This is a genomic window from Bradyrhizobium manausense (assembly GCF_018131105.1).
Taxonomy (GTDB): domain Bacteria; phylum Pseudomonadota; class Alphaproteobacteria; order Rhizobiales; family Xanthobacteraceae; genus Bradyrhizobium; species Bradyrhizobium manausense_B.
In genome coordinates this window covers 308,610-331,636 of sequence record NZ_JAFCJI010000002.1, presented here as the reverse complement: position 1 = coordinate 331,636, position 23,027 = coordinate 308,610, and the positions used below count along the sequence as shown (strand labels likewise).

22 protein-coding genes are annotated in these 23,027 nt (G+C 64.1%); 17 read left to right on the top strand and 5 right to left on the bottom strand.

What is annotated here, in order from left to right; translation table 11 throughout:
- Positions 1-31: 31 nt before the first annotated feature.
- Both JQ631_RS21855 and JQ631_RS21850 read left to right on the top strand, forming a co-directional pair.
- The gene (locus tag JQ631_RS21855; protein WP_212329042.1) at positions 32-850 is read left to right on the top strand and encodes an ABC transporter ATP-binding protein; all 819 of its coding nucleotides are present in this window, start codon (positions 32-34) and stop codon (positions 848-850) included.
- Positions 850-1,635 (top strand): ABC transporter permease, encoded by a 786-nt coding sequence (locus tag JQ631_RS21850; RefSeq protein WP_212329040.1) that lies wholly within the window; start codon positions 850-852, stop codon positions 1,633-1,635. Before JQ631_RS21855 ends, JQ631_RS21850 begins: the two co-directional genes overlap by 1 nt.
- A gap of 45 nt (positions 1,636-1,680) precedes the next feature.
- On the opposite strand, the gene JQ631_RS21845 is transcribed toward JQ631_RS21850, so the two are convergent.
- Positions 1,681-2,130, bottom strand: a complete 450-nt coding sequence (locus tag JQ631_RS21845; RefSeq protein ID WP_212329038.1) for a cupin domain-containing protein — start codon at positions 2,128-2,130, stop codon at positions 1,681-1,683.
- Between the two features lie 138 nt (positions 2,131-2,268).
- Between JQ631_RS21845 and JQ631_RS21840 the strand changes: the two genes are divergently transcribed.
- The 9 genes from JQ631_RS21840 (at position 2,269) to JQ631_RS21800 (ending at position 12,663) form a co-directional block, all read left to right on the top strand.
- The gene (locus JQ631_RS21840; protein ID WP_212329036.1) at positions 2,269-3,294 is read left to right on the top strand and encodes an ABC transporter substrate-binding protein; all 1,026 of its coding nucleotides are present in this window, start codon (positions 2,269-2,271) and stop codon (positions 3,292-3,294) included.
- A 29-nt stretch (positions 3,295-3,323) separates the two neighbouring features.
- Positions 3,324-4,028: an NUDIX hydrolase gene (locus JQ631_RS21835; RefSeq protein ID WP_212329034.1), complete on the top strand. Its 705-nt coding sequence runs from the start codon at positions 3,324-3,326 to the stop codon at positions 4,026-4,028.
- Between the two features lie 92 nt (positions 4,029-4,120).
- On the top strand, positions 4,121-5,431 hold the full coding sequence (locus tag JQ631_RS21830) for an ABC transporter substrate-binding protein (protein ID WP_212329033.1): 1,311 nt from the start codon (positions 4,121-4,123) through the stop codon (positions 5,429-5,431).
- Positions 5,432-5,447: 16 nt separating this feature from the next.
- Positions 5,448-6,218, top strand: coding sequence for an ABC transporter ATP-binding protein (locus JQ631_RS21825; RefSeq protein WP_212329032.1), 771 nt, complete (start codon positions 5,448-5,450; stop codon positions 6,216-6,218).
- Positions 6,218-6,922: an ABC transporter ATP-binding protein gene (locus JQ631_RS21820; RefSeq protein WP_212329030.1), complete on the top strand. Its 705-nt coding sequence runs from the start codon at positions 6,218-6,220 to the stop codon at positions 6,920-6,922. The genes JQ631_RS21825 and JQ631_RS21820 overlap by 1 nt, the downstream gene beginning before the upstream one ends.
- A 7-nt stretch (positions 6,923-6,929) precedes the next feature.
- Positions 6,930-7,811 carry a branched-chain amino acid ABC transporter permease gene (locus JQ631_RS21815; RefSeq protein ID WP_128950396.1) on the top strand — a complete coding sequence of 294 codons (882 nt, stop codon included), beginning with the start codon at positions 6,930-6,932 and terminating at the stop codon, positions 7,809-7,811.
- A complete protein-coding gene (locus JQ631_RS21810) occupies positions 7,808-8,827 on the top strand; it encodes a branched-chain amino acid ABC transporter permease (protein ID WP_212329028.1) in 1,020 nt (339 codons plus the stop codon). The genes JQ631_RS21815 and JQ631_RS21810 overlap by 4 nt, the downstream gene beginning before the upstream one ends.
- Positions 8,787-9,704 carry a polyphosphate kinase 2 family protein gene (locus JQ631_RS21805; RefSeq protein WP_212329027.1) on the top strand — a complete coding sequence of 306 codons (918 nt, stop codon included), beginning with the start codon at positions 8,787-8,789 and terminating at the stop codon, positions 9,702-9,704. Before JQ631_RS21810 ends, JQ631_RS21805 begins: the two co-directional genes overlap by 41 nt.
- A gap of 619 nt (positions 9,705-10,323) precedes the next feature.
- Positions 10,324-12,663 carry a mechanosensitive ion channel domain-containing protein gene (locus tag JQ631_RS21800; RefSeq protein WP_212329026.1) on the top strand — a complete coding sequence of 780 codons (2,340 nt, stop codon included), beginning with the start codon at positions 10,324-10,326 and terminating at the stop codon, positions 12,661-12,663.
- Positions 12,664-12,728: 65 nt separating this feature from the next.
- On the opposite strand, the gene JQ631_RS21795 is transcribed toward JQ631_RS21800, so the two are convergent.
- The gene (locus JQ631_RS21795) at positions 12,729-12,953 is read right to left on the bottom strand and encodes a hypothetical protein (protein ID WP_212329020.1); all 225 of its coding nucleotides are present in this window, start codon (positions 12,951-12,953) and stop codon (positions 12,729-12,731) included.
- 90 nt (positions 12,954-13,043) lie between these two features.
- On the opposite strand from JQ631_RS21795, the gene JQ631_RS21790 reads away from it, so the two are divergent.
- The 6 genes from JQ631_RS21790 to JQ631_RS21765 all read left to right on the top strand — a co-directional run bounded on the left by JQ631_RS21790 (position 13,044) and on the right by JQ631_RS21765 (position 19,191).
- A complete protein-coding gene (locus tag JQ631_RS21790) occupies positions 13,044-14,696 on the top strand; it encodes an NAD-dependent malic enzyme (RefSeq protein WP_212329018.1) in 1,653 nt (550 codons plus the stop codon).
- A gap of 209 nt (positions 14,697-14,905) precedes the next feature.
- Complete coding sequence (locus JQ631_RS21785) at positions 14,906-15,298, top strand: BlaI/MecI/CopY family transcriptional regulator (RefSeq protein WP_212329016.1); 393 nt, start codon at positions 14,906-14,908, stop codon at positions 15,296-15,298.
- Positions 15,295-17,814: a M56 family metallopeptidase gene (locus JQ631_RS21780; protein WP_212329014.1), complete on the top strand. Its 2,520-nt coding sequence runs from the start codon at positions 15,295-15,297 to the stop codon at positions 17,812-17,814. Before JQ631_RS21785 ends, JQ631_RS21780 begins: the two co-directional genes overlap by 4 nt.
- Positions 17,815-18,012: 198 nt before the next feature.
- Entirely contained in the window at positions 18,013-18,180 is a 168-nt protein-coding gene (locus JQ631_RS21775; protein WP_212329012.1) for a hypothetical protein, read from the top strand.
- 152 nt (positions 18,181-18,332) lie between these two features.
- Positions 18,333-18,860: a septal ring lytic transglycosylase RlpA family protein gene (locus JQ631_RS21770; protein ID WP_212329011.1), complete on the top strand. Its 528-nt coding sequence runs from the start codon at positions 18,333-18,335 to the stop codon at positions 18,858-18,860.
- A 178-nt stretch (positions 18,861-19,038) separates the two neighbouring features.
- Positions 19,039-19,191, top strand: a complete 153-nt coding sequence (locus JQ631_RS21765) for a hypothetical protein (protein ID WP_212329009.1) — start codon at positions 19,039-19,041, stop codon at positions 19,189-19,191.
- 283 nt (positions 19,192-19,474) lie between these two features.
- Here the strand turns inward: JQ631_RS21765 and JQ631_RS21760 are convergent, their stop codons facing one another.
- The 3 genes from JQ631_RS21760 to JQ631_RS21750 form a co-directional block, all read right to left on the bottom strand.
- Positions 19,475-19,780, bottom strand: coding sequence for a hypothetical protein (locus JQ631_RS21760; protein WP_212329003.1), 306 nt, complete (start codon positions 19,778-19,780; stop codon positions 19,475-19,477).
- A gap of 119 nt (positions 19,781-19,899) precedes the next feature.
- Positions 19,900-20,172: a hypothetical protein gene (locus JQ631_RS21755; protein WP_212329002.1), complete on the bottom strand. Its 273-nt coding sequence runs from the start codon at positions 20,170-20,172 to the stop codon at positions 19,900-19,902.
- A 123-nt stretch (positions 20,173-20,295) separates the two neighbouring features.
- Positions 20,296-22,986: a flavin-containing monooxygenase gene (locus tag JQ631_RS21750; RefSeq protein ID WP_212329001.1), complete on the bottom strand. Its 2,691-nt coding sequence runs from the start codon at positions 22,984-22,986 to the stop codon at positions 20,296-20,298.
- Positions 22,987-23,027 lie beyond the last annotated feature (41 nt).

Genomic DNA, 23,027 nt, shown 5'->3' with positions numbered 1-23,027 from the left:
TAAGGCATCAAGCCAAGTTCGGAGGAAACATATGACGACGCCCAAGGCAGTGGCGCTGGAAGATGCCAAGGTTGCGTTCCGACTGGGGGACGGGCGGGTCTACACGGCGGTTGAGAAAGCCCATCTCGCGGTTGCACAGGGCGAGTTCGTCGCCATCGTCGGCCCGACCGGCTGTGGAAAATCCACGCTGCTCAACGTCGCCGCCGGCCTGCTCAAGCCGGCCGCCGGCAGCGTCAAGATTTTTGACCGGCCGCTCGCGGGGCTGAACCGGGACGCCGGCTATTTGTTCCAGGCCGACGCGCTGTTCCCCTGGAAGACCGCGCTCGACAATGTCGCGATCGGGCTTGAGATCAAGGGCACGCCGCGAGCCGAGGCGCTGCCGCAGGCGCAGAAATGGCTGACCTCCGTCGGCCTCGGCGCCTTTGCCAATCGCTATCCGCATATGCTCTCCGGCGGTCAGCGCAAGCGCGTGGCGCTTGCGCAAGTCCTGATCCGCGACCCCAAGATCCTGCTGATGGACGAGCCGTTCGGACCGCTCGATGCGCAGACGCGCCAGGTCATGGGTAATCTGCTGCTCGACCTCTGGAACGCCGATCGCAAAGCTGTGCTGTTTGTGACCCACGATCTCGAGGAGGCGATCGCACTCGCCGACCGTGTCGTGATCATGTCGGCGGGGCCGTCCTCGCGCATCATCGGCGACTGGCGCGTGCAGCTTGCCCGCCCGCGCGACATTTTCGAGGTCCGGCTGGACAAGGAGTTCCACGCACTGCACCGCGAGATCTGGAGCGTGCTCAAGGACGAGGTCATGAAGGGCTACGCGCAGTCCACCCTGGCGGCGGAGGCGGTCTGATGTCGCGTGTCACGCTGCTTGCGCTGCAAGTCCTGGTCGCGATCGTCTGCATCGTGCTGTGGCAGTTCTTTTCGAGCGTCCCGATATTTGGAAAAGTCCTGCTGCCGCCGTTCTTCTTTTCCAATCCGGTCGACGTGTTCAGCCAGATCGTGAAATGGTTCGCGAGCGGCGTGATCTGGAAGCATCTGGCTATCACGCTCTGGGAATCCATCCTCGCCTTCGTGATCGGCTCGGTTGGCGGTGTGCTGATCGGCTTCTGGTTCGCGCGGCAGCCGCTGGTCGCCGCGGTGTTCGACCCCTACGTGAAGATGGCCAATGCATTGCCGCGCGTCGTGCTGGCGCCGATCTTCGCCCTGTGGCTCGGGCTCGGCATCTGGTCCAAGGTCGCGCTCGGCGTGACGCTGGTGTTCTTCATCGTGTTCTTCAACGTCTATCAGGGCGTCAAGGAAGTCAGCCGCACCGTGCTCGACAATGGCCGCATGCTCGGCATGAGCGAGCGGCAATTGATGCGGCACGTCTATTGGCCGTCCGCGCTGTCGTGGATGTTCTCCTCGCTGCACACGTCGGTGGGCTTTGCCGTGGTCGGTGCCGTCGTCGGCGAATATCTGGGATCGGCCGCGGGCCTCGGTTATCTCATTCAGCAGGCCGAAGGCATATTCGACGTCGCCGGCGTGTTTGCCGGCATGTTCGTGCTGTCGGCCTTCGTCATTCTGATCGACTATGGCGTGACGCTGGTGGAGCGGCGTCTGCTGGTCTGGCGGCCGACCGTGGACGGGCGCGGCTAGCGGCAAAAGGGCTCGCGCGCCGGCGCGAGCCCCGATAGCAGGCGCTCAATCCAGCAGCTTGGTGTCGTCGGGCGCCTGCGGGGGCGTCTTGATCGCGATGGCCTTGACCTGCCCGCTGATCGGCTTGGTACCGCCGTGCGGCGTGCCCTTCGGGATGATGACGAGGTCGCCCGGCTTCACCGTGACTTCCTTGTCGCCGAGCCAGATTGTCCCGGTGCCGTCCAGGATGTACTGGATCTCGTTGGTGTTGGGATGCATGTGCTTGGGCACATTGCCGACCTGGATCGAGATGGTGGCGCCGTCTGCGGTCATGAAGGTCTTGGAGCGGTAGCCGACCTTGTTGGCGGGACCGAGCGCATCGCCCTCCATCTCGGCGGTATGGATGATCTGCGGCGTGATGCTTTCGGCGGCGAATGCCGGTCCAAGCAGATAGGTCGCGCCGCATCCGGCGACAAAGGCGGCGGTGATCGACAGCCCGGCAGCAAGGCGATTCATGGATGATCCTCCCTATCAAAGATTGTTGTTGTGCGCCCATGCTATTGCGCCGAAAGGCCAATGGCCAGTGCCACTTGACCCGCCTTCTCAAGCCAATCCCGCTGCTCTATGGTGCCGCCAGCCGAACGGAGGAAACCAATGAAGAACACGATTGCCAGGCTCGCCGGTGCGCTGCTCGCGCTGACGCTCACCACCGGTCTTGCCGCAGCGCAAAGCAAGGTCACGATCGCGGTGGGTGGCGGTGCCTGCCTGTGCTATTTGCCGACCGTGTTGGCCAAGCAGCTCGGCGAGTACGAGAAGGCCGGTCTCAATGTCGACCTGGTCGACCTCAAGGGTGGCTCTGACGCGCTCAAGGCCGTGCTCGGCGGCAGCGCCGACGTGGTCTCAGGCTATTTCGACCATTGCGTCAACCTGGCGGCCAAGAAGCAGGAGCTTCAGGCCTTCGTGGTCTATGACCGCTATCCCGGCCTCGTGCTGGTGGTCGCGCCCTCCCACACGGGCGAAATCAAGTCGATCAAGGACCTTGCCGGCAAGAAGGTCGGCGTCAGTGCGCCCGGCTCCTCCACCGACTTCTTCCTGAAATATCTTCTGAAGAAGAACGGGGTTGATCCCGCCAATACCGCCGTGATCGGCGTCGGTCTTGGCGCCACGGCGGTCGCGGCGATGGAGCAGGGCCAGATCGACGCTGCGGTCATGCTCGATCCGTCCGTCACCGTGCTCCAGGGCAGCCACAAGGATCTGCGCATCCTCAGCGACACCCGTACGCAGAAGGACACGCTCGAGACCTTTGGCGGCGAATATCCGGGCGGCGCGCTGTACTCGACGGTGGCCTGGATCAATGGTCACGAGAAGGAGACGCAGGCGCTGACCAACGCAATGCTGGCCACGATCGCCTGGATCCACTCGCATTCGCCTGAGGAGATCATGGCCAAGATGCCGGACGAGATGGTCGGCAAGAACAAGGACCTTTATCTCGCCGCGTTGAAGAACACGATCCCGATGTTCTCCGAGACCGGCAAGATGGATCCGAAGGGCGCCGACGCCGTGCTCGCGGTGTTCAGCGTCGGATCGCCCGAGGTGGCCAACGCGAAGATCGACGTCAGCAAGACCTTTACCAACAAGTTTGTCGAGCAGGCCAAGAAGACCACGGGGAACGCCAAATAACCGACGCGATGGCTTGGTAGTCGGGCTCTATGACGTCACCGACCATTCATCGCGTCACGACGCTTGATCTTGCCGTGCGCCCCATGGTCTGGCCGTTCGCCGAGGAGCGGCGCGCGGAGATCCAGGCGCATTTCGCCGAACAACAACGCGCGCGGCCGAATCTCTGGAACGGCCGGGTTCTGGTCGGGCGCGATGCCGTCTTCACCGAGGGCGGTCTCGCCGCCACCTATTTCGAGACGGATTTCGCCAGCTTCCTGGCCTGGCGCGACTGGGGCTTTCCCGATCCGGCCGTGTTCAACGGGTTCGGAATGGGGGCGCTGCGCACCTCCGATGGTGCCTTCGTGATGGGCGAGATGGCCCATCACACCGCCAATTCGGGGCGGATCTATTTTCCGTCGGGCACGCCCGACCTCGACGATGTCAGGGACGGCGCGCTCGACATTCCCGGCAGCGTCGTCCGAGAGCTCGAGGAGGAGACCGGCCTGTCCCCTGCCGATTATTCGGCGGAGACGGATTGGCACTGCGTCGTCACCGCCACCTCACTTGCAATGATCCAGATCCTCAACCTGGATATGCCGGGTGAGGCGGCTCGCGCACTGATCGAAGCCAATCTGGCGCGTCAGGAGGAGCCGGAGCTTTCGGCCATCCATCTCGTGCGCGGGATGGATGATCTCACGCCGGCCATGCCGCGATTTGTCACGGCCTTCATCGCGCAGCAGTTCGCCTCGCGCTGACGCGCGAGGCTTGACATCGCCCGGCCGAGCCCATGTGATGGGTCAAAAGCCAAACAAAAAACTGCAATGCACAATCGTCCAGGGAGGTTTAGATGCGCCTGCGCATGGCTGCCCGCTTGGTACGTGGGCTGTTGATCGCGACTGCAGCGATGGGCTTGACCGTTTCGGCCCAGGCCCAAGACAAGAAAATCAAGATCGGTGTGATTTTCGACCTGACCGGCCCGCTCGCCGGCGGCGGCTCCGAGCTCGAATATCTCGGCACCAAGATCATCCTCGATCAATTCAGCAAGACCGGCGTCGAGGGCTACAAGGTCGAGGCCGTCTATGCCGATGCGCAGAGCAAGCCCGATGTTGCCATCAACGAATCCGTCCGCCTGCTCGAGCAGGAGAAGGTCGACATGGTGCTCGGCTTCTTCTCCTCGGCGCAATGCGTGCCGGTTGCGGCCCGCGTCGAGCAGCTCAAGAAGTTCATGTGGATGACCACCTGCATCTCGTCCGCCGTGTTCGCCGACAAGAACTACAAATACGTCTTCCGCCCGCAGGCGAGCGGCGATCAGTTCGGTGCGATGACGATGGATTTCATCGCGCAGAACTCGAAGGAGAAGCTGGGCAAGGAGCCGAAGGACCTTCGGGTCGCCATCATCCACGAGGATGGCTCCTATGGGGTTGACGTCTCCAAAGGCAACGAGGCCGGCGCGAAGAAGGCCGGCTTCAACATCGTGCTGAAAGAGGGATACTCGGCCACCGCGCCGGATCTATCGGCGCTGGTGACCAAACTCAAGCGTGCCAAGCCCGACGTCATTTTCCACACCGGCTACAACCCCGATATCACGCTGCTGCTGCGTCAGGCGCGCGAGCAGGGCTTGAAATTCGCAGCCCTCGTCGGCCATGGCGCCGGATACGGTGTCTACGAGAAGCTCAAGGAGGGGATGGGTGCCGATGCGAGCTACATCTTCAACACCGATCCGATCTCGATCTGGCTCGCCAACCAGAAGACCATGAACCCGAAGCTTGCGCCCGTCATCAAGATGGTCGGCGAGGAGTTCGACAAGATTAAGCCGGGCGTCGCCATCCGCTCCGCCCATGTCGGCATCGGTGCGTCCAACACCTACGTCTTCATGGATGACGTGCTGCCGCGGGCCATCAAGAAGTATGGCGGGGTCGATCCCGAAGCGCTGCGCAAGGCTGCGCTCGACACGGACATCCCCGAGGGGGGCACCATGCTCGGCTTCGGCGTCAAGTTCTACGGCGAGGGTACGCCGATGGCCGGCCAGAACGAGCGCTCGTTCCCGGTCGTGATCCAATACATCGACGACAAGTCCTCGGTGGTGTGGCCCAAGAGTCAGGCGCAGCGCGAAGCCGTGCTGCCGCTGCCAAAGGGCACCACCTACAGCAACCAGTAGCGGCGGAGCGGGGGCGGTGCTGGAGGTCAGCGGATTGGTGAAGCGGTTTGGCGGCTTCACCGCCGTCAACAACGTGTCGTTCAAGGTCGATCAGGGCGAAATCCTCGGCCTGATCGGGCCCAACGGCTCGGGCAAGAGCACGATCTTCAACATGCTCTCCGGCACGCTGGCGCCGAGCTCCGGATCGATCCTGTTCGATGGCTCGGAGATCGCGGGGCTGGCGCCGCACCGGATCATCAACCGCGGTATCGGCCGCACCTTCCAGATTCCGCGGCCGTTTCGCCGCCTCTCCATTTTCGAGAATGTCGCGCTGGCCGGCTTCTACGGCCAGGGCCGCCATAGCCGCGCCAAGGCCGAGGAGGCGGCGGAGCGGTCACTCGCAATGGTGGGCTTGCCGACCGATCGCCACGCCAGCGTCGATGGCCTCGGCGCAGCGGGATTGAAGAAGCTCGAACTCGCGAAGGCGCTCGCCACCGCACCGAAACTTCTGCTCGCCGATGAAAGCCTCGGAGGCCTCGACGAGGCCGAGATGGACCAGGCGGCCGACATGCTGCGCAACATCCGCGACGAACTCGGCATCACCATCATCTGGGTCGAGCACATCATGGGTGTGCTGATGCGGGTCGTCGATCGCGTCATGGTGCTCGATCATGGCGAGAAGATTTCGGAGGGGCTGCCGAGCGCAGTCGCGGGCGATCCGCGTGTCATCGAGGTCTATCTTGGCACCGATGCCGAGACCACGCAGGCCGCGGCCGCCGAAGCGCGCCGCCGCGCGGGAGGCCAGTGATGCTGGAGCTTCGCGGCGTCCATGCCGGCTATGGCACCTTTCAGGCGCTGTTTGACGTCAATCTCGACGTAAGGGCCGGCGAGGCCGTCGGCGTCATCGGCCCGAACGGCGCCGGCAAGACCACCTTGATGCGCGTCATCTCCGGCCTGATCCGCCCCTCGCGCGGCTCGATCGCGATGGAAGGCGTCGACGTCCTTGCGACCTCGCCGCACAAAATCGTCAGCCTCGGGATTGCGCATGTGCCGGAGAACCGGCGGCTGTTTCCGCAGCTCTCGGTCGACGACAATCTGAAAATGGGTGCCTTCATGAAGGAGGCGCGCGGTCGTTATGCCGCGCGGCTGGAGGAGGTGTTCGACCTGTTTCCACGACTGAAGGAACGCCGCCACCAGATGGCCGGCACCATGTCCGGCGGGGAGCAGCAGATGTGCGCGATCGGCCGCGCGCTGATGTCCAATCCGAAACTGCTGCTGCTCGACGAGCCCTCGGCGGGGCTCGCGCCGGTCGTGGTGCAGCAGGTGTTCGAGCTGGTGAAGCGGATCCGCGCCAGCGGGCTCACGGTGCTGATCGTCGAGCAGAACGTGCAGCAGGTGCTGCGCGTGGTCGACCGGGCCTATCTGATCGAGGCCGGAACCATCCGCGCCTCAGGCACGTCGGCGGAGATGCTCGCGAGCGACACGGTCAAGGAAGCGTATCTCGGGGTGTGAGGGCCATATGCAGGCGTTCCTGGATATTTTCGACATCTATCTGCTGGAGGCCGTCATCAACGGCATCCTGCTCGGCGGCGTGCTGGCGCTGCTTGCGCTCGGGCTGAACCTGATCTTCGGCGTCATCGACGTGACCTGGATCTGCTACGCCGAGCTCGTGATGATCGGCATGTACGCCATGTATTTCATGGTCCAGTACTACGGCATCAGCTATTTCATCGCCGCACCGCTGACCATCCTTCTCGTCGCGATCCTCGGTGCATTGCTGCATTATCTCGTGATCGCGCCGCTGCTCACGGCGCCGCCGATCAACCAGCTGCTTGCCACCGGCGGCGTGCTGTTCGTGCTGCAGAGCTTTGCCACCGTCGCCTTCGGCATCGACTTCCGCAATCTCGGCATTCGCCTGCCCGTGCTCGCGTTCGGTGACATGAACTTCAGCTACGCGCGACTGCTCTCGTTCCTGGCCGCATTGGTCGGCATGGTCGCGGTCTATCTCTTCATGACCCGCACCTTCACCGGCACCGCGATCCGCGCCATCTCGCAGGACCGGCAGATCATGGCGCTGATGGGCGTCGACACCAAGCGCATCTATCTCATCACGTCGGCCATCGGCGGCGGGCTGGCCGGGCTCGCCGCCTGCCTGCTGGTGCTGCAATACGACGTGCATCCCTTCGTCGGCCTTTCCTTCGGGCCGATCACCTTCCTAATCTGCGTGCTCGGGGGGCTCGGCAATTTCATCGGCGGCTTCATCGCCGCCTTTGTGTTCGCCGAGATCATCTCGCTCGGCGGCCTGTTCTCTGATCTCGAATGGGGCTACGTGCTCGCCTTCGCTTTCTTCATCGTCATGATGTTCATTCGGCCCGCGGGCCTGCTTGCGAGGCGGCGATGACGGGGCAGGGGCGGCTTGCGGCGTGGGGCATCGGGCTGGCGGCGCTGGTCGCGCTGCCCTTTGTCTATCGCGATCCCTATCATCTGCACATTCTGGTGCTGATCCTGATCTGGTCGTTCGCTTACACATCATGGTCGATGATGGGGCGGTTCGGCCTGGTCTCGCTCGGACACGGCGGCTTCATGGGGATCGGCGCTTATGTCACCGCGCTGTTGTGGAATCATCTCGGCCTGTCGCCATGGATCGGCATTCCCGTCGGCATGGTCGCGGCCGGTGCGCTGGCGCTGGTCGTCGGCTATCCCTGCTTCCGCTTCCGCATCACCGGGCATTACTTCGTGCTGGTGACGCTCGCGCTGTCTGGCATCGTGCTCCAGGTCATCACGGCGACGCGCGACTATACCGGCGGCTCGCTTGGCTATACGCCGAACCGCGCGTCCGGCAACAAGCTGCTGGCGCTGCAATTCGACGACAAGACCAGCTGGTATCTGATCGCGCTCGCGGTGTGGCTCGGTGGCATCGTCGTCTGGCACCTGGTTGACCGCAGCATGAGCCGTTTCGCGCTCGAGGCGATCTCGGAGGACGAAGACGCCGCTGCCGCCGCCGGCGTCGATGTCACCGCGGAGAAGCTCAAGATCACGCTGATCAGCGCTGTGATGACGGCGCTCGCCGGCGCGATCTATTGCCAGTACCAGATGTTCATCACGCCGGACACCGTCAGCGGCATCGCGGTGTCGCTCCAGATGGTGTTCGCGGCCATCGTCGGCGGGCTGTTCGTCTCGCTCGGTCCGACCGTCGGTGCCGTCATCACCATCCTGCTCGCGGAAACCCTGCGCATCGGCTTCGGCACCAAGGCGGTCGGCTGGGACAACCTCGTCTACGGCGTGCTGCTGGTGCTTTTCATCATATTCCTTCCGAAGGGCATCCTTGGTAGCCTGCTCGACCGATTGAAGTCGCAACGCAAGGTGCCCCGCGCTCATGAGCAAAAAGCCGTCCAAATCGCTCGCCCAGGAACTTGACCGCTACATCACGCCGTTTCGCCACGACGGGTCCGGCGAGTTTCACCTGAAGGACTACAAGACCAACGAGAAGGGCGGTCTGGACAAGGAGGCGGCGCAGGAAATTCTCGACGCCAACAAGAAGCGGCTGGTCACGTTCCAGGAGAAGCTCTACGCCCAGGACCGCTGGTCGGTCCTGATCGTGTTCCAGGCCATGGACGCCGGTGGCAAGGACAGCGCGATCAAGGCGATCTTCGAGGGCATCAATCCGCAAGGCTGCGAGGTCTCCGCCTTCAAGGCGCCGAGCAGCAAGGAGCTCGATCACGATTTCCTATGGCGCCACGTGGTTGCGTTGCCGGAGCGCGGCCATATCGGCATCTTCAACCGCTCCCATTACGAGGAATGCCTGGTGACGCGCGTGCACCCGGAGATCCTCGCCAAGGAGAAGCTGCCCTCAAGGCTCGTCACCAAGGACATCTGGAAAGAGCGCTTCGAGGACATCACCGCCTGGGAACGCTACCTGGCGCGTAACGGCACATTGGTGCTGAAATTCTTCCTCAACCTTTCCAAGGATGAGCAGCGCGAGCGCTTTCTCGACCGGCTGGAGGAGCCGGCCAAGCAGTGGAAGTTTTCGATGGACGACATCAAGGAGCGCGCGCTGTGGCCGCGCTACCAGGCGGTCTATCAGGACATCGTGCGCCATACTGCGACGCCTCATGCACCCTGGTATGTCGTTCCCGCCGACCACAAATGGTTTGCCCGCGTCGTGATCGGTTCCGTCATCGTCGCGGAGTTGGAAAAACTGGACCTGCGCTTTCCCCGCGCCGACAAGGCCTCGCTGTCGGAGTTCGACAACGTGCGCAAGGCGCTGGAGAAGGAAGGGAAGGGGAAGCGGTAAGTATCCCCTGTTCTCGAAAACAACCCCATGCACAGTAGCCGATGATCGTGGAATCAACGGCTTGATCGCCAGCGCAAATGATGTTCGGAATTAGCGAATTTCATTTGACTCGTCGGGCAAAACAGGAGCATGATGTCACCATCGCGCTTTCGTAATCTCAGCGGAGAAATCCTCTGGTCAGTCTGTCGGGGAACCGCTTGCAATTGTGATCCTTGCGCCCTTGATCTCGCTTGACAGTTTTATGTCACGGGAGGAGCATGCAGACGGTCGCAAACAAGCGACGCGTAACGTCCACTTCATGAGCAAGGGGAGGTCTATGACTCCACCTCCGCAAATCCAGCCGCGTTAAGTGCGATGGAGCTCGTTCGGACTATCGCATAGCGGCGGAAACCGCGAACGGCACGCCGGGTCAAGGTTTAGTGGGCTGCATCAGCAAGGCATAGCCCCTACCTGCCCGGCGCTGTGCGTTTTGGACTCCTGCAGTAAATGCCAAGACATTGTCGTCTCGTCGGCCCACTTCCGACACAAGACGGGGGCGAATAGCGCTGTTCCGACATGACGCAGTGCTTCGCGCGGTCACGATTCCGCCGGCGCGTATCATTTACCTTGGGGAATCCGCGTGTCGCATAAGCTTGCCTCGGCGCTTTTCGCAGCGCTCCTTCTCGCCGTCTCATCGTCCTCTGGAGCCCGCGCAGAGCCGCCCGCGTCGGTCGCCAATAGCCCGGCCGCACTCTCGCCTGACGAGGCCAGGCGCGCGTTGGACACGCTCCAGGACGACAAGAAGCGCGCGCAGATGATCGACACGCTGCGCGTGATCGCGAATGCGTCAGGCCCGCAGCAGCCGGCGGCGCCGGCGCCGGAGTCGAAATCGCCGATCCCGCTGTCGGCCGACGGCCTCGGCGCGCAACTTCTGCTCACCGTGTCTGAAGAGATCGGCGAGATTTCGCGCGACGTTGCCGCCATGGCGCGGACGCTCACGCATTTCTGGGCGTTCTATTACTGGATCGTGCGGACTGCCAATGACCCTGATGCCTATAATCTCCTGATCGACATCAGCTGGAAGCTGGCACTGGTGTTCGGCTGCGCGCTTGCGGGCGAATGGGCCGGTGTCCGCCTGATCCGGCGTCCGGTCGCCTTCCTCGAGGGCCGGGTGCCGCAAACTGCGCGGTTGCCGGTGCAGGCGCTGCCGATTGCCGATCCACCGTCATCGCTCGCCGACGTCACGCCCGAGCCCGCCTTGCACAAGCGCCGGCACAGTCTTGCGCGCGCGTGGCAGGTGCTGCTGCGGTTGCCCTTCGTGCTGGGACGATTGGTCCTCGAATTGCTCCCGGTGGTCGTTTTCGTGAGCCTTGCGACTGCGCTGCTCGGAACCGAGATCGGCGAGCCGGCCACCGTGCGCCTCGTGATCCTCGCCGTCGTCAACGCCTACGCGTTCTCGCGGGGGCTGATTTGCGTCGTTCGCGCGCTGGCCGGGCCGTTCGGCCTGTTTCCGGCGCGCGCGGAGACCGCGGCCTATGTCGAGATATGGGCGCGCCGCATCGTCGGCGTCGCCGTGTCAGGCATCGCCTTTGCCAATGTGGCGTTGCTGCTTGGCCTGCATCGCGCCGGTTACGCGGCGCTCATCCGCATGGTGATGCTGGTTGTGCATCTCTTCGTCGTCGTCATCATCCTGCAATGCCGCCGACAGGTCGCCGATGCCATCCGTGCGCCGGCGGACCGGCAGGGGATCGCGGCGCGCCTGCGCGACCGCATTGCGGGTGGCTGGCATTATCTGGCCATTGCGCTCGATCTGGCGCTATGGGCGGTCTGGGCGCTGAACATCCGCAACGGCTATTCGCTGTTGCTGCAATATTTCGTCGGCACCATCGCGGTGGTGCTGATCACGCGGGTCGCCATCATGGTGACGCTGAGCCTGATCGACCGTGGCTTCCGCATCCAGCCGGAAATCCTCCAGCGCTTTCCCGGGCTGGAGATCCGCGCCAATCGCTATCTGCCGCTGCTGCGCAAGATCGTCTCCAGCGTGATCGCCTTCATCGGCTTCGTCGCGGTGCTCGAGGTCTGGGGCGTGGATGCCATCGTCTGGTTCTATGGCGGCCAGATCGGCAGCCGGCTGATTTCGGCGGTGGCGACGATCGGCATCGCCGTTGCCGTCGCCGCGGCGATCTGGGAGGCCAGCAATGCGCTGCTGGACCGCCAGATCAACACGCTGTCGCGCGACGGGCATTATGCCCGCGCGGCGCGGCTGCGCACTTTCCAGCCGATGCTGCGCACGGCGCTGCTGTGCCTGATCGCCACCGTGGTCGGCCTCACGGCGCTGAGCGAAATCGGCGTCAATGTCGCACCGCTGCTCGCGGGTGCCGGCATTGTCGGTATCGCCATCGGTTTCGGCTCGCAAAAGCTGGTGCAGGATCTCATTACCGGTCTGTTCCTGCTGCTGGAGAACACAGTCCAGGTCGGCGACGCCGTCAGCGTGTCGGGGCTGTCGGGCGTGGTCGAGAACGTCTCGATCCGCACCATTCGCTTGCGCGCCGGCGACGGTGCCGTGCACATCGTGCCGTTCAGCGCGGTGACGACCATCACCAATGCCAGCCGCGGCGCCGGCAATGCTTCCGTCAGCGTCAACGTCGCCTATAAGGAAGATACCGACCGCGCCGGTCAGATCCTCAAGGATATCGTCGAGGAGATGCGCCGCGAGACGGAATTCCGTCCCCTGATCCGCGGCGACCTCGAACTCTGGGGCATCGACAAGGTCGATGGCGCGATGGTGTCGATCGTGGGCCAGATTCGCTGCACCGAGGCCGGCCGCTGGCCGGTCCAGCGCGAATTCAACCGCCGCATGAAGCAGCGTTTTCAGCAGAACGGTATCGAGGTCGCATCCGCCACCCAGACCATCTTGATGCACGTCGCGCCGCCGGCAGATCACGCCGCAAGCCTCGCGCCGCGGCGAGCCGCCGGATAGCGGCGGACATCAAGCCGCAAAAGCGCTGTCGCCGCAAATCACGCCCTCATCTCGAGGTTTTGTCGTCATTCCGGGTGCGCCTCAGCGCGAGCCCGGAATCCGTTGCGCGGCGGTATTTGCGGCTCGATGGATTCCGGGTTCGCGACTTCGTCGCGTCCAGGAAATGACGAAGGGAGAGAACAGGCGGCTTTCGCCCCCATCACGAGAAGCGACAGTTTTGCCGCGTTAACTTTTTGCATCGCGCGCAACTGCGGATCGTTCGTGAAAATCTCGCTGCGGTGCGAGATCACAATCGATGCTCGCGTCGCTCGGTCCTTGATCTCAGGAGAGCGCTGGCCGACAATGTTCGCCCTTCAATAAGAAACTCCCTGGGGGAATTCGTGAATAAAGCTGCTCGGGTCAGCGCCCATTCGACCTCATCCGATTCCGCGCTCGGCATGACGCTGCTGCGCGATCCCCTGCTCAACAAGGGGACGGCCTTCACCGCGGCGGAGCGCGACGCGCTCGGCCTGCGTGGCCTGCTGCCGCCTTGTGTGCTGACGATCGAGGCACAAGTCGAGCGCGTGCTGATCAATCTCCGCTCGCTGCCGACCGATCTGGAAAAATATGTCGCCTTGAATGCGCTGCATGATCGCAACGAGGCGCTGTTCTTCCGCGTGGTCGTCGACAATATCGACGAGATCCAGCCGATCATCTACACGCCCACGGTCGGGCTCGCCTGCCAGAAATACGGCCTGATCTTCCAGCGCCCGCGCGGCATGTTCATCACCTCGCACGATCGCGGCCAGATCGGAGAAATTCTGAAGAACTGGCCTTACCCAGCAAAGCTCATCGTCGTCACAGACGGCGAGCGCATTCTCGGCCTTGGCGATCTCGGTGCCAACGGCATGGGCATTCCGGTTGGAAAGCTGTCGCTCTATTCGGCGTGCGCCGGCGTGCATCCCGAGCATTGCCTGCCCATCGTGCTCGACGTCGGCACCAACAACGAAGAGCTGCTCAACGATCCCTATTATCTGGGCTTGCGCGAGCGCCGCCTCGCGGGCGAAGCCTATGACAGCTTCGTCGATGAATTCATGACCGCTGCGCGAAAAACCTTCCCGGGCGTTCTGATTCAGTTCGAGGATTTCGCCAATCATTCGGCGTTCAAGCTGCTGCATAAATATCGCGACGAGGCCTGCGTCTTCAACGACGACATCCAGGGCACCGCGGCGGTCGCGCTCGCCGGCCTGTTCTCGGCGCTGCGTATTACCGGCGGCAAGCTGAAGGACCAGCGCATCCTGTTCCTCGGCGCAGGCGAGGCGGCAACCGGCATCGCCGATCTCGTCGTCTCCGCCATGATGGCGGAGGGCGCAACCGAAGCCGACGCGCTCCGGCGCAACTGGCTGGTGGATTCCCGCGGCCTCGTCGTCAGCGGCCGTGACGGGCTGCATGGCCACAAGCTGCGCTATGCGCATACTGACCAGGCGCCGATTGCCGACTTCCTCACCGCGATCAAGACACTGAAGCCGACGGCAATCATCGGCGTGGCCGCGGTCGGCGGTGCCTTCACGCCCGACGTGCTCAAGGCGATGGCCGAGCTCAACGAACAGCCGATCGTGTTCGCGCTGTCCAACCCGACCTCGAAGGCCGAATGCTCGGCGGAGGACGCCTACCGCTACACAGCGGGCCGCGCGCTGTTCGCCTGTGGTAGCCCCTATGATCCGGTGAAGCTCAACGGCCGCACCTTCGTGCCGCGGCAGGGCAACAACTCGTACATCTTCCCAGGCGTCGGCCTCGGCGTCATCGCCAGCGGCTCTCGGCTCGTGACCGACGAGATGTTCATGGCGGCGGCCCATACGCTGGCCAATTGCGTCGGCAAGGAGGACCTCGATCAGGGCAGCCTCTATCCGGCGCTGCCGCGCATTCGCGAAGTCTCGGCCCTCATTGCAGCGGCCGTCGCAGATGTTGCCTATCAGCGGGGCCTGGCCGTCGGGCCAGCGCCCAACGATGTGAAGGGCCTGGTCCAGTCGCAGATGTACGAGCCGAAGTACTAGGGTCTCCACATCGTCATGGCCGGGCATAGCCGTCCGAAGGACGGCGTCGCTTCCGCTCGCCCGTGTCCCGGCCATCCACGCTTTCACCGCGGGCAGAAGAACGTGGATGCCTGGGCCTTCAATCCAGCCGGAATCGCAATTGTTTGCCGTCGCCTTATGTGCGACGGTCGGTAGCGTTACAAAAAACTCAAGCCGTTAGGTAAGCCACCATGGACGATCGTTTGCCCGACCTGGGCGATCTCGAGCACGAGGTCATGCAGATAGTATGGGCCCATGGGCCGGTCACGGCCGAGATCGTGCGTGAGCGCCTGTCGCGTCGTCTGAAGGAATCGACGGTGCGAACGGTGCTGCGCCGCCTCGAAGAAAAGGGCTATGCTCGCCACACGGTTGACGGACGAACCTACGTCTATCACGCCGCCGAGGAACGCGCCCGGGTCGCGGCCAAGGCGGTACAGCGCATCGTCGACTGGTTCTGCAATGGCTCGATGGAGGAGGTCCTCGTCGGCATGGTGGACAATGCGATGCTCGACCAGCAGCAATTGCGCGCGCTGGCCGATCAGGTGGCCAAGGCGAAGAAGGCGAGGGGAGTGAAAAAAGAATGATCGCAGCTCTGGCTGAGGCGGCGTTACGCTCCTTCGCGCTGGGAGGCGTCGTCTGGATCGGTCTCACCCTGTTTCGCGTGCGCAATCCGCACGTCCACATGACGGCGTGGATCGTCGTGCTGCTGGCGTCGCTGGCGATGCCGTTCGTGATGCATTGGCCGACGCTCACCATCGACCGGCTGCCCTTGTCCGTGCCGGTGCCCGATGAAGGCTGGCCGGCCGACGTTCCGATGCTGGACCGGCCGCAGGCCTCCCTGCCGATCATGTCCGGCGCCGGCGTCGCGCCGATCGCGAAGCGAGGCGTCTCGATCGACTGGTGGATGGTCGCCACCACCGTCTACTTCTGTATCGCCGGCCTGTTGCTGCTGCGGCTCGCCATCGGCCTCTGCCTGACTTGGCGCCTGGCACGCGCGGCGCAGCCGGTGAAGAGCCGTGAGATGATCGATGCCGATGTGCGCGTCAGCCGCGACGTCGGCGGCCCCGTCACCTTCGGCTCGACCATCCTGGTGCCGCCGCAATTTTTCGGCTGGGACGCGAAGAAGCGCCTCGCGGTGCTCGCGCACGAGGGCGCGCATGTTGCCAACAGGGATTTCTACGTTCTGCTGCTTGCCTCGCTCAACCGCGTCGCGTTCTGGTTCAGCCCATTCTCCTGGTGGCAGTTTGCGCGCCTGGCCGAGCTTGCCGAGATCATCAGCGACGCCCGCGCGATCGATATGATCGACGACCGGTTGTCCTATGCCGAAATCCTGCTCGACGTCGCAGCCTCCGTGAAGCCGCGGCCGATGGAGCTAGCGATGGCGGAGGCCTCGACCGTGTGCGCCCGCGTCGAGCGCATCATCGCGGCCGCTGCCACGCCGGTCGCGGTCGGCTGGCGCAAGCGGCTGTCGATCACGGCCGCGATCCTGCCTGTCGTGATCGTGTCGGCCGGCATGATCGCCTATCGGACGCCGGACCCGGTGCCCGCCGGTGCCGATCTCGGCCAGGTGCCGTCCGAGCATTACCATCCGTTCGTCAATTTCTACGCCATGGGCCCGGCCTCGGTGTTCGCCATCTTCCGCGAGGGTGATGAACTCTACGGGCAGCTCACCGGGCAGCGCAGGCTGCGCCTGAGTGTCGCGAGTGACGGCACCGCGTCCTACGCGGCTTCATTCGGCGAGATCACGTTCCCTGTTGATGCGGAGCGTCGTTCGTCCGAGCTGATGCTGCACATGAGCGGCCGCGACGTGCGCGCCGTTCGCGTCGCCGAGCTGCCGACACCGGTCACGGAGCCGGTGTCGATCGATCAATATGTCGGCTGGTACAGGGTTGCGCCGAACCGCGTGCTCACCGTGCGGCGCGACGGCGATCGGCTGCAAGTGCAGGAGACCGGGCAGGGCCGTTCGCCAGCGCTTGCCGAGGGCAACGATGCCTTTTCCGTTCACGGCGATCATCTCCTGATCTTCCTGCGTGATGATGCTGCCGGCGTCTCACGCCTGCTGGTCCAGAACGTCACGTCCGGCGCCCGCCTGGCGCAGCGGATCGATGCGGCGCAGGCCCAGGCGATCGAGGCCGACTTCGCCCGCCGCCTTGCGGAGGTGCCTGATCGCTTCAGGGAGCAGATCCCGGCCGCGGGCAGCAAGGAGGTGATCCTCAGGGGGATCGAGGATTTGCGCCGCGGCACGCCGAACTATGATCGCATGAGCGCGCCGCTCGCCGCGAGCATCCACCGAAGGGTCGATGAATTGCGCGCGACCTTCGCAGCGCTCGGCGCGGTCGAGTCGATCTTCTTCCGCGGCGTCGGGCCCGGCGGCTACGACATCTATGGTGCCAAGTTCGAGAACGGCACGGCGGAATTCCGTGTGCTGCTCGAGCCCGACGGCAAGGCCGGCGACGTGACCTTCCGGCCCGACGGCAATGACGAGCTCGGCGGCATGGTCTCCTGTTCGGAGGAGGCGAGCGTGCGCGGTCGCGCCGGCACCTCGCCGATCAGGATCATGCTCTACAACGAGACCGAGGACGATATTCAGATCTTCAATCTCGATGCGAATGGCCAGCGCAAGGCGCAGAGCGTCGTGAGGTCGGACAGGACCTGGGCCGCGCTGACCACCGTGAACAATCCATGGATCATTGCCGACAAGTCGGGCAAGTGCATGGAGATCCTGCTGCCGGGCCGGCAGACGCGCTTCCAGAATATCGGGGCCTCGAACCTCGGAGCCAGGCTGGGGCGCGCCGCGCGTCGCGCCGTTCCGATCGCCAACGGCGAGGCGATGCTGCGGCAATATATCGAGGGCCTCGGCAAGGGGCAGCCGGACTACGACCATATGACATCGGAGGTCGCCAACGTCACGCGGCAGCAGCTTCCGTTCGACCAGGCCATCGTGGCGCGGCTCGGTGCGTTGCGCGCGGTCTCGTTCCGTGGCGTCACGGCGCTCGACAGCGACATCTATGTCGCCCAGTTCGCCAACGGCTCGGCGGAATGGCGGATCGGCGTCAGGAACGGAACGATCACCAAGATTGCGCTCGGGCCGAATTTCTAGATGCGCGGCGTGCATCCGGGCGCCTCGCGGATGCCTGTTCGCATTATCGTGATCACGCAGCGAATGCGGCCAACCCGGCTTGCGCCCGCATCTTCCAAACGTTACGGTGTGTAACACTACTCTAGGTAACCTGAGGCGGATGTTCTGCACCGCTCCAGGCCTCGGATATCAGGCGCGGCCCGCAGTCGGATCGGGTTCATGATGTGCACGCTGACGCAACGGGAGCTCGACTTTCTTGCCAGCCTGAAAACCGGCTGGCGGCTGCTCTATCGTCGTGAACTGACGCGGCTCGTCACGGGCGACGTCGAGACCGGCGAGGCGCGGCCGGAGGTTCGGCCGCTCATCTGGCGCGTCATATCCAATTGATTTCCCGCCGATTTGTGTCGATTCAAGACAGCTGACTGTGGTGGATTCATCACAGCCGGCGCGAAACGATGCCGGCCGCAAGGCCGCTTCTGTTCAGACAAGGTTCTGCCCTCATTGCCGACCGAAACTTAGGCGTGTTCGGAGGGCGCATCATGTCTTGCTTTGCACGTGCCGAAACGACCCTGACTTCGCTGGCAATTCCGTCCCGGTTGCTGCTCGCCGTCGTCGGTGCCGCATCGCTCGCCGCGTGCGCGCAATCACCGGTTGGCCGCCAGAAAGCCGATCTTGGGGCGACCAGCAGGCAGGCATCGATCGAGCGTCCGCACCGCGTGGCGGCGCTGCATCCGCGGCCCATCAGCCGCGTACATCATGTCCGCAGCGATACCGCGGACGCCAAGCCGTCCGCCTCCCATGGCGTGGCGAGCTTCTATTCGGATACGGAGACCGCGAGCGGCGAGAAATTCGACAAGAACGAGTTGACCGCGGCTCACCCCACACTTCCGTTCGGCACCAGGCTGCGTGTCACCGACGTCTCTTCCGGCCGCTTCGTGACCGTCAGGGTCAACGATCGCGGGCCGTTTGTTCGCGGCCGGGTCGTCGACATCTCGCCGTCTGCGGCCCAGGCGCTCGGCATGGTCGACAAGGGCCTCGCCAACGTCCGGCTCGACGTCGTGCAATAGAGCATGATGCGGACCCGAAGGGCCGCGTTCGCGCAAAGTGTGCAGCGGTTTTCCGAAGAGACCATGCTCAAGCAATAAAGCGCGATTCATCGACATCGGCGCTGCCGCGCTTAACTGACTGTTAGCGGCTCTCCCGCACCATGGGCGTCCGGAAATTCGGGGCTTTGGGGGACGGCGCTTGAACACGATCCAGTATCTCGAAGATCAGGCGGCGCGCGCCGAGCGACTTGCCAAACGGATCACGGATACGCCGACGATCGAAAAGCTCCTGACCTTCGCCGGCGATCGCCGCCGCGAGATCGAGGTCATCGCCAGCCGCCGGCGCGGTTGACGCTACAAGCTCACAACGCCTTCAATCCATGCCCGCATTCGGCCTCGCTGCAAGGCGCGGAACTTCTTCTTGTTTCCGGCGTCATGTCAGTCATGAACACGGAGGAGGAAGTCATGGGCTTTGGACGAGGTGCTCTGCTCTGGTTGCTTGGCGTGCCGCTGCCGATCATCCTGCTGCTGGCAATCTTCTGGCACCACTAAGAGCGTGTCATACGAAAAGCGCCGCGGAAGCGGCGCTTTTTTTGTTGCCTGCGATTTGAAGCGGATCGTGAAGGACTACGCGTTCAACTATGGCTCTCGACGAAATCGCTGAGATAGTCGGGCAGCGTCACCCCGTCGATGTCACAGCGGGCCTGGATTTCATCGGCGACGTCGGTCGAGATGTCCTTCATCCAGTGCTCAAGCGTGTTGAACGAGATCACCTTGATGGGGTCGTTGAAGCAGCCGGCGACGAGTTCGCTGATCGCCGTATCCAGATCGCTTCGCTCGACGCGGATCTCGGTTGTCTCGCCGAGGCGATCGATCACCACGAATAGGGTTTGGTCTGCACCATAGGGCACGACCGGGGATGGCACGCCAGCTTCAAGCATCTCAGACACTCACGCATTGGCTTTCCGATCCCTGTTAACGGGAAAAACCGGAAGAAGGTTCCAGCCCCGATCACGGCAAGCGCATCAGACGTTCGTCGTGCGGCGGTGTTCGCCTACAGTCAGAGAAATTCTCTCAAGCGCGACAGCTCGATGACGTGCTCGGGCGAGAGAATGCCGGTGACCAGCGGCGGTTGCGCCCCCGTGCGGATTTCATAGAGATGCCTGGACGGTGCGGGCTTCGCCATGAACGCCGAGATGCAGGCGTCAAGCGTGCCCTCGCTCACTTGATAGGGCTCGCGGTCCAACCGGCGCTGATTTGCGAGTGAAGGCCATTTTTGCAGCACCGCGATCGCGCTGAAATCGACCTTTGAAACCGAAGATACATCCGCCATTGCCCCGCCTCACGCAAAAAGAACCCCAACACGCAAGGCCTGCGTGCCAGGGCTCATGACTCATCTCAACGCCGCCTCGACAACGCGGCGGCGGGGAAAAGGTTCCCGGCCGCCGCGTCGTTCTCAACTCGCGGCTGCCGCGATCTTGTGCCCTGGGCTCGCATGGCCGTGGCTGGTCTCGTCGCCGCGGCTGACCTCCGGCGGAAGCCCGGCGAAGCGCCGCAGGGCTTCCGCCATCTGCACCCGGCCCTGGACGCCTGTGATCACCACGTCGACCATCGCAAAGGACGAGTGGAAATGGCCGTGCGCCTTGAGCTGCTCGACCGGAACGCCGGCGGCCGCCATCGCCTCGGCGTAGGCGATGCCCTCGTCGCGCAGCGGATCGAACTCGCAGGTGACCACGAAGGCCGGCGGCAGGCCAGAGACCTTGCCGCGCAGTGGCGAGACGCGCGGATCGGTGCGGTCGGCAGGCGAGCAATAGAGGTCCCAGAACCAGTACATCAGCGAGCGGGTCAGGAAGTAGCCGGTCGCATTGTCGTTGTAGGACGGTCGATCGAAGGTGCAGTCGGTCACCGGGCATACCAGCAACTGGCCTGATATCTCGGGCCCGCCGCGATCGCGCGCGAGCTGGCAGGTCACGGCGGCGATGTTGCCGCCGGCACTCCAGCCCGCGACCAGCACCGGGCCCTGGATGCCGCCGAGCTCGGCCAGATGCGCCGAGATCCAGCGTGTCGCCGCATAGCCATCCTCCGCCGCCGTCGGGAAGCGATGCTCCGGCGCGTGGCGATAGCCGACGCTGACGAACATCATGCCGGTTCGCCGCACCATGTCGCGGCAGAACGGCTCGTCCGACTGCTCGTCGCCGAGCACCCAGCCGCCGCCGTGGAAATAGACCACGGCCTGATGCGGTCCCGGCGTCGCCGGCTTGTAGACGCGATACGGCAACGGGCCGTCGGCGCCGGGCAGGGTGCCGTCGACGATCTCGCCGATCGGCCGTCCCGCCGGGCGACCCTTGTTGAACTCGTTGACGAAGGCACACGCACCGGCGGCGCCCATCGACTCGATCGGCGGCAGGTTCAGCGACGCCAACAGGTTCAGCACCAGCCGTACGTCCGGCTGCAGCTTCACCACCTCGCCGTCATTGCATTGCGCGGCGACGTTGGGGCCGGTGAGCTTGAAGCCGAGCATGCCGCGGCTGGTGACCTCATCGCAGATGCTGCGATAGGGGCCGACACCGCCGGTATAGGGCATCAGGCCCTGCACCTTGCCGGGCACGTTGGCGCCCGTGTACCAGGTGTTGGCGAGCCGGTGCAGGGTCAGCATCGAGCAGTCGGCCATGTGCCTGTTCCAGCCGGCTTGCGCCGTCTCGGTCGGCTCGATCGTGGTGAAGCCGGCATCGCGCAGCGCCGCAATGCGATCCACCACCCAGTCGACATGCTGTTCAATCGAGACCGCCATGTTCGACAGCACCGACGGGCTGCCGGGTCCCGTGATCATGAAGAAGTTCGGGAAGCCCTCGACCGTGAGCCCGAGATAGCTCTGCGGCCCCTGCGCCCAGACATCGGTGAGCGACTTGCCGCCGCGCCCGGTGATCGGATGCACGGCGCGGATCGCGCCGGTCATGGCGTCGAATCCGGTCGCAAAAACGATGACGTCGACATCGACGTTGCGCTTGCCGGTGGTGATGCCGCCCGCGGTGATCGCCTTGATCGGCTCCTGGCGCAGATTGACCAGCGTGACGTTCGGCCGGTTGTAGGTCGCGTAATAGTTGGTATCGAGGCAGGGCCGCTTGGCGCCGAAGGGATGGTCGTGGGGCATCAGCGCCGCCGCCGTCTCCGGATCCTTCACCGCCGCCGAGATTTTTTCGCGGATCAGGTCCTGGACGATCTTGTTGCCGTCGAGCTCGTTGCCCTGGTCAGTCCAGAGCTGGCTCAGGATGTGGACGAGGTCGCCGGCGGCCCAGGCGCGTTCGAACCGCTCACGACGCTCGGCATCGCTGAGCTGCCAGCTCACGACGGTCTGCTGCGGATAGGGCACGCCGGTCATCGACTGCCGCGCCTGCTCGCGATAGGCCGCGCGATCGCTCTGGAACAGGTCCCTGCGATCGGCCGGCGAGGGGCCGTTATGCGCAGGCAGCGCAAAATTCGGCGTACGCTGGAACACGGTCAGATGCGCGGCCTGCTCGGCGATCAGCGGAATCGACTGGATCGCCGACGAGCCCGTGCCGATCACGGCGACGCGTTTGCCGGCGAGATTGACGCCGTCATGCGGCCAGCGTCCGGTGAAATAGATCTTGCCCTTGAAATCCTTGACGCCGTCGATCTCCGGCGGCTTTGGCGCGGAGAGGCAGCCGGTGGCCATGATGTAATGGCGGCATGAAACAGGCGCGCCGTTGTCGGTGGTGAGCTGCCAGCGCTCGGCCTGCTCGTCCCATTTGGCTTCGGTGACCTTGGTCTTGAAGCGGATGTCGCGGCGCAGATCGTAGCGATCCGCGACGAAGCCGAGGTAACGCAGGATCTCCGGCTGGGCCGCGTATTTCTCCGACCAGGTCCAGAGCTTGTCGAGTTCCGGATCGAATGTGTAGCTGTAGTCGATGGTCTGGATATCGCAGCGCGCGCCGGGATAGCGGTTCCAGTACCAGGTGCCGCCGACATCGCCGGCTTCCTCGAGACCGACGGCCGAGAGGCCGGCCTTGCGCAGGCGGTGGAGCAGATAGAGGCCGGCAAATCCGGCGCCGACCACGGCGACATCGACCTGTTGGGCCGATCCACTCGCCGCCTTAGACTCACGTGCGGCGACCATTGCGTCAGGCATGGTATTCCTCCCGTGTATTTTGTTTTGCCGGCAGGCTAGCG

What these genes read in the sequence shown, in the direction of transcription:
- JQ631_RS21855 (WP_212329042.1), top strand. Translation starts at nt 32, where the DNA reads ATGACGACGCCCAAGGCAGTGGCGCTGGAAGATGCCAAGGTTGCGTTC.
- JQ631_RS21850 (WP_212329040.1), top strand. Translation starts at nt 850, where the DNA reads ATGTCGCGTGTCACGCTGCTTGCGCTGCAAGTCCTGGTCGCGATCGTC.
- JQ631_RS21845 (WP_212329038.1), bottom strand. Translation starts at nt 2,130, where the DNA reads ATGAATCGCCTTGCTGCCGGGCTGTCGATCACCGCCGCCTTTGTCGCC.
- JQ631_RS21840 (WP_212329036.1), top strand. Translation starts at nt 2,269, where the DNA reads ATGAAGAACACGATTGCCAGGCTCGCCGGTGCGCTGCTCGCGCTGACG.
- JQ631_RS21835 (WP_212329034.1), top strand. Translation starts at nt 3,324, where the DNA reads ATGACGTCACCGACCATTCATCGCGTCACGACGCTTGATCTTGCCGTG.
- JQ631_RS21830 (WP_212329033.1), top strand. Translation starts at nt 4,121, where the DNA reads ATGCGCCTGCGCATGGCTGCCCGCTTGGTACGTGGGCTGTTGATCGCG.
- JQ631_RS21820 (WP_212329030.1), top strand. Translation starts at nt 6,218, where the DNA reads ATGCTGGAGCTTCGCGGCGTCCATGCCGGCTATGGCACCTTTCAGGCG.
- JQ631_RS21815 (WP_128950396.1), top strand. Translation starts at nt 6,930, where the DNA reads ATGCAGGCGTTCCTGGATATTTTCGACATCTATCTGCTGGAGGCCGTC.
- JQ631_RS21810 (WP_212329028.1), top strand. Translation starts at nt 7,808, where the DNA reads ATGACGGGGCAGGGGCGGCTTGCGGCGTGGGGCATCGGGCTGGCGGCG.
- JQ631_RS21805 (WP_212329027.1), top strand. Translation starts at nt 8,787, where the DNA reads ATGAGCAAAAAGCCGTCCAAATCGCTCGCCCAGGAACTTGACCGCTAC.
- JQ631_RS21785 (WP_212329016.1), top strand. Translation starts at nt 14,906, where the DNA reads ATGGACGATCGTTTGCCCGACCTGGGCGATCTCGAGCACGAGGTCATG.
- JQ631_RS21780 (WP_212329014.1), top strand. Translation starts at nt 15,295, where the DNA reads ATGATCGCAGCTCTGGCTGAGGCGGCGTTACGCTCCTTCGCGCTGGGA.
- JQ631_RS21775 (WP_212329012.1), top strand. Translation starts at nt 18,013, where the DNA reads ATGATGTGCACGCTGACGCAACGGGAGCTCGACTTTCTTGCCAGCCTG.
- JQ631_RS21770 (WP_212329011.1), top strand. Translation starts at nt 18,333, where the DNA reads ATGTCTTGCTTTGCACGTGCCGAAACGACCCTGACTTCGCTGGCAATT.
- JQ631_RS21760 (WP_212329003.1), bottom strand. Translation starts at nt 19,780, where the DNA reads ATGCTTGAAGCTGGCGTGCCATCCCCGGTCGTGCCCTATGGTGCAGAC.
- JQ631_RS21755 (WP_212329002.1), bottom strand. Translation starts at nt 20,172, where the DNA reads ATGGCGGATGTATCTTCGGTTTCAAAGGTCGATTTCAGCGCGATCGCG.
- JQ631_RS21750 (WP_212329001.1), bottom strand. Translation starts at nt 22,986, where the DNA reads ATGCCTGACGCAATGGTCGCCGCACGTGAGTCTAAGGCGGCGAGTGGA.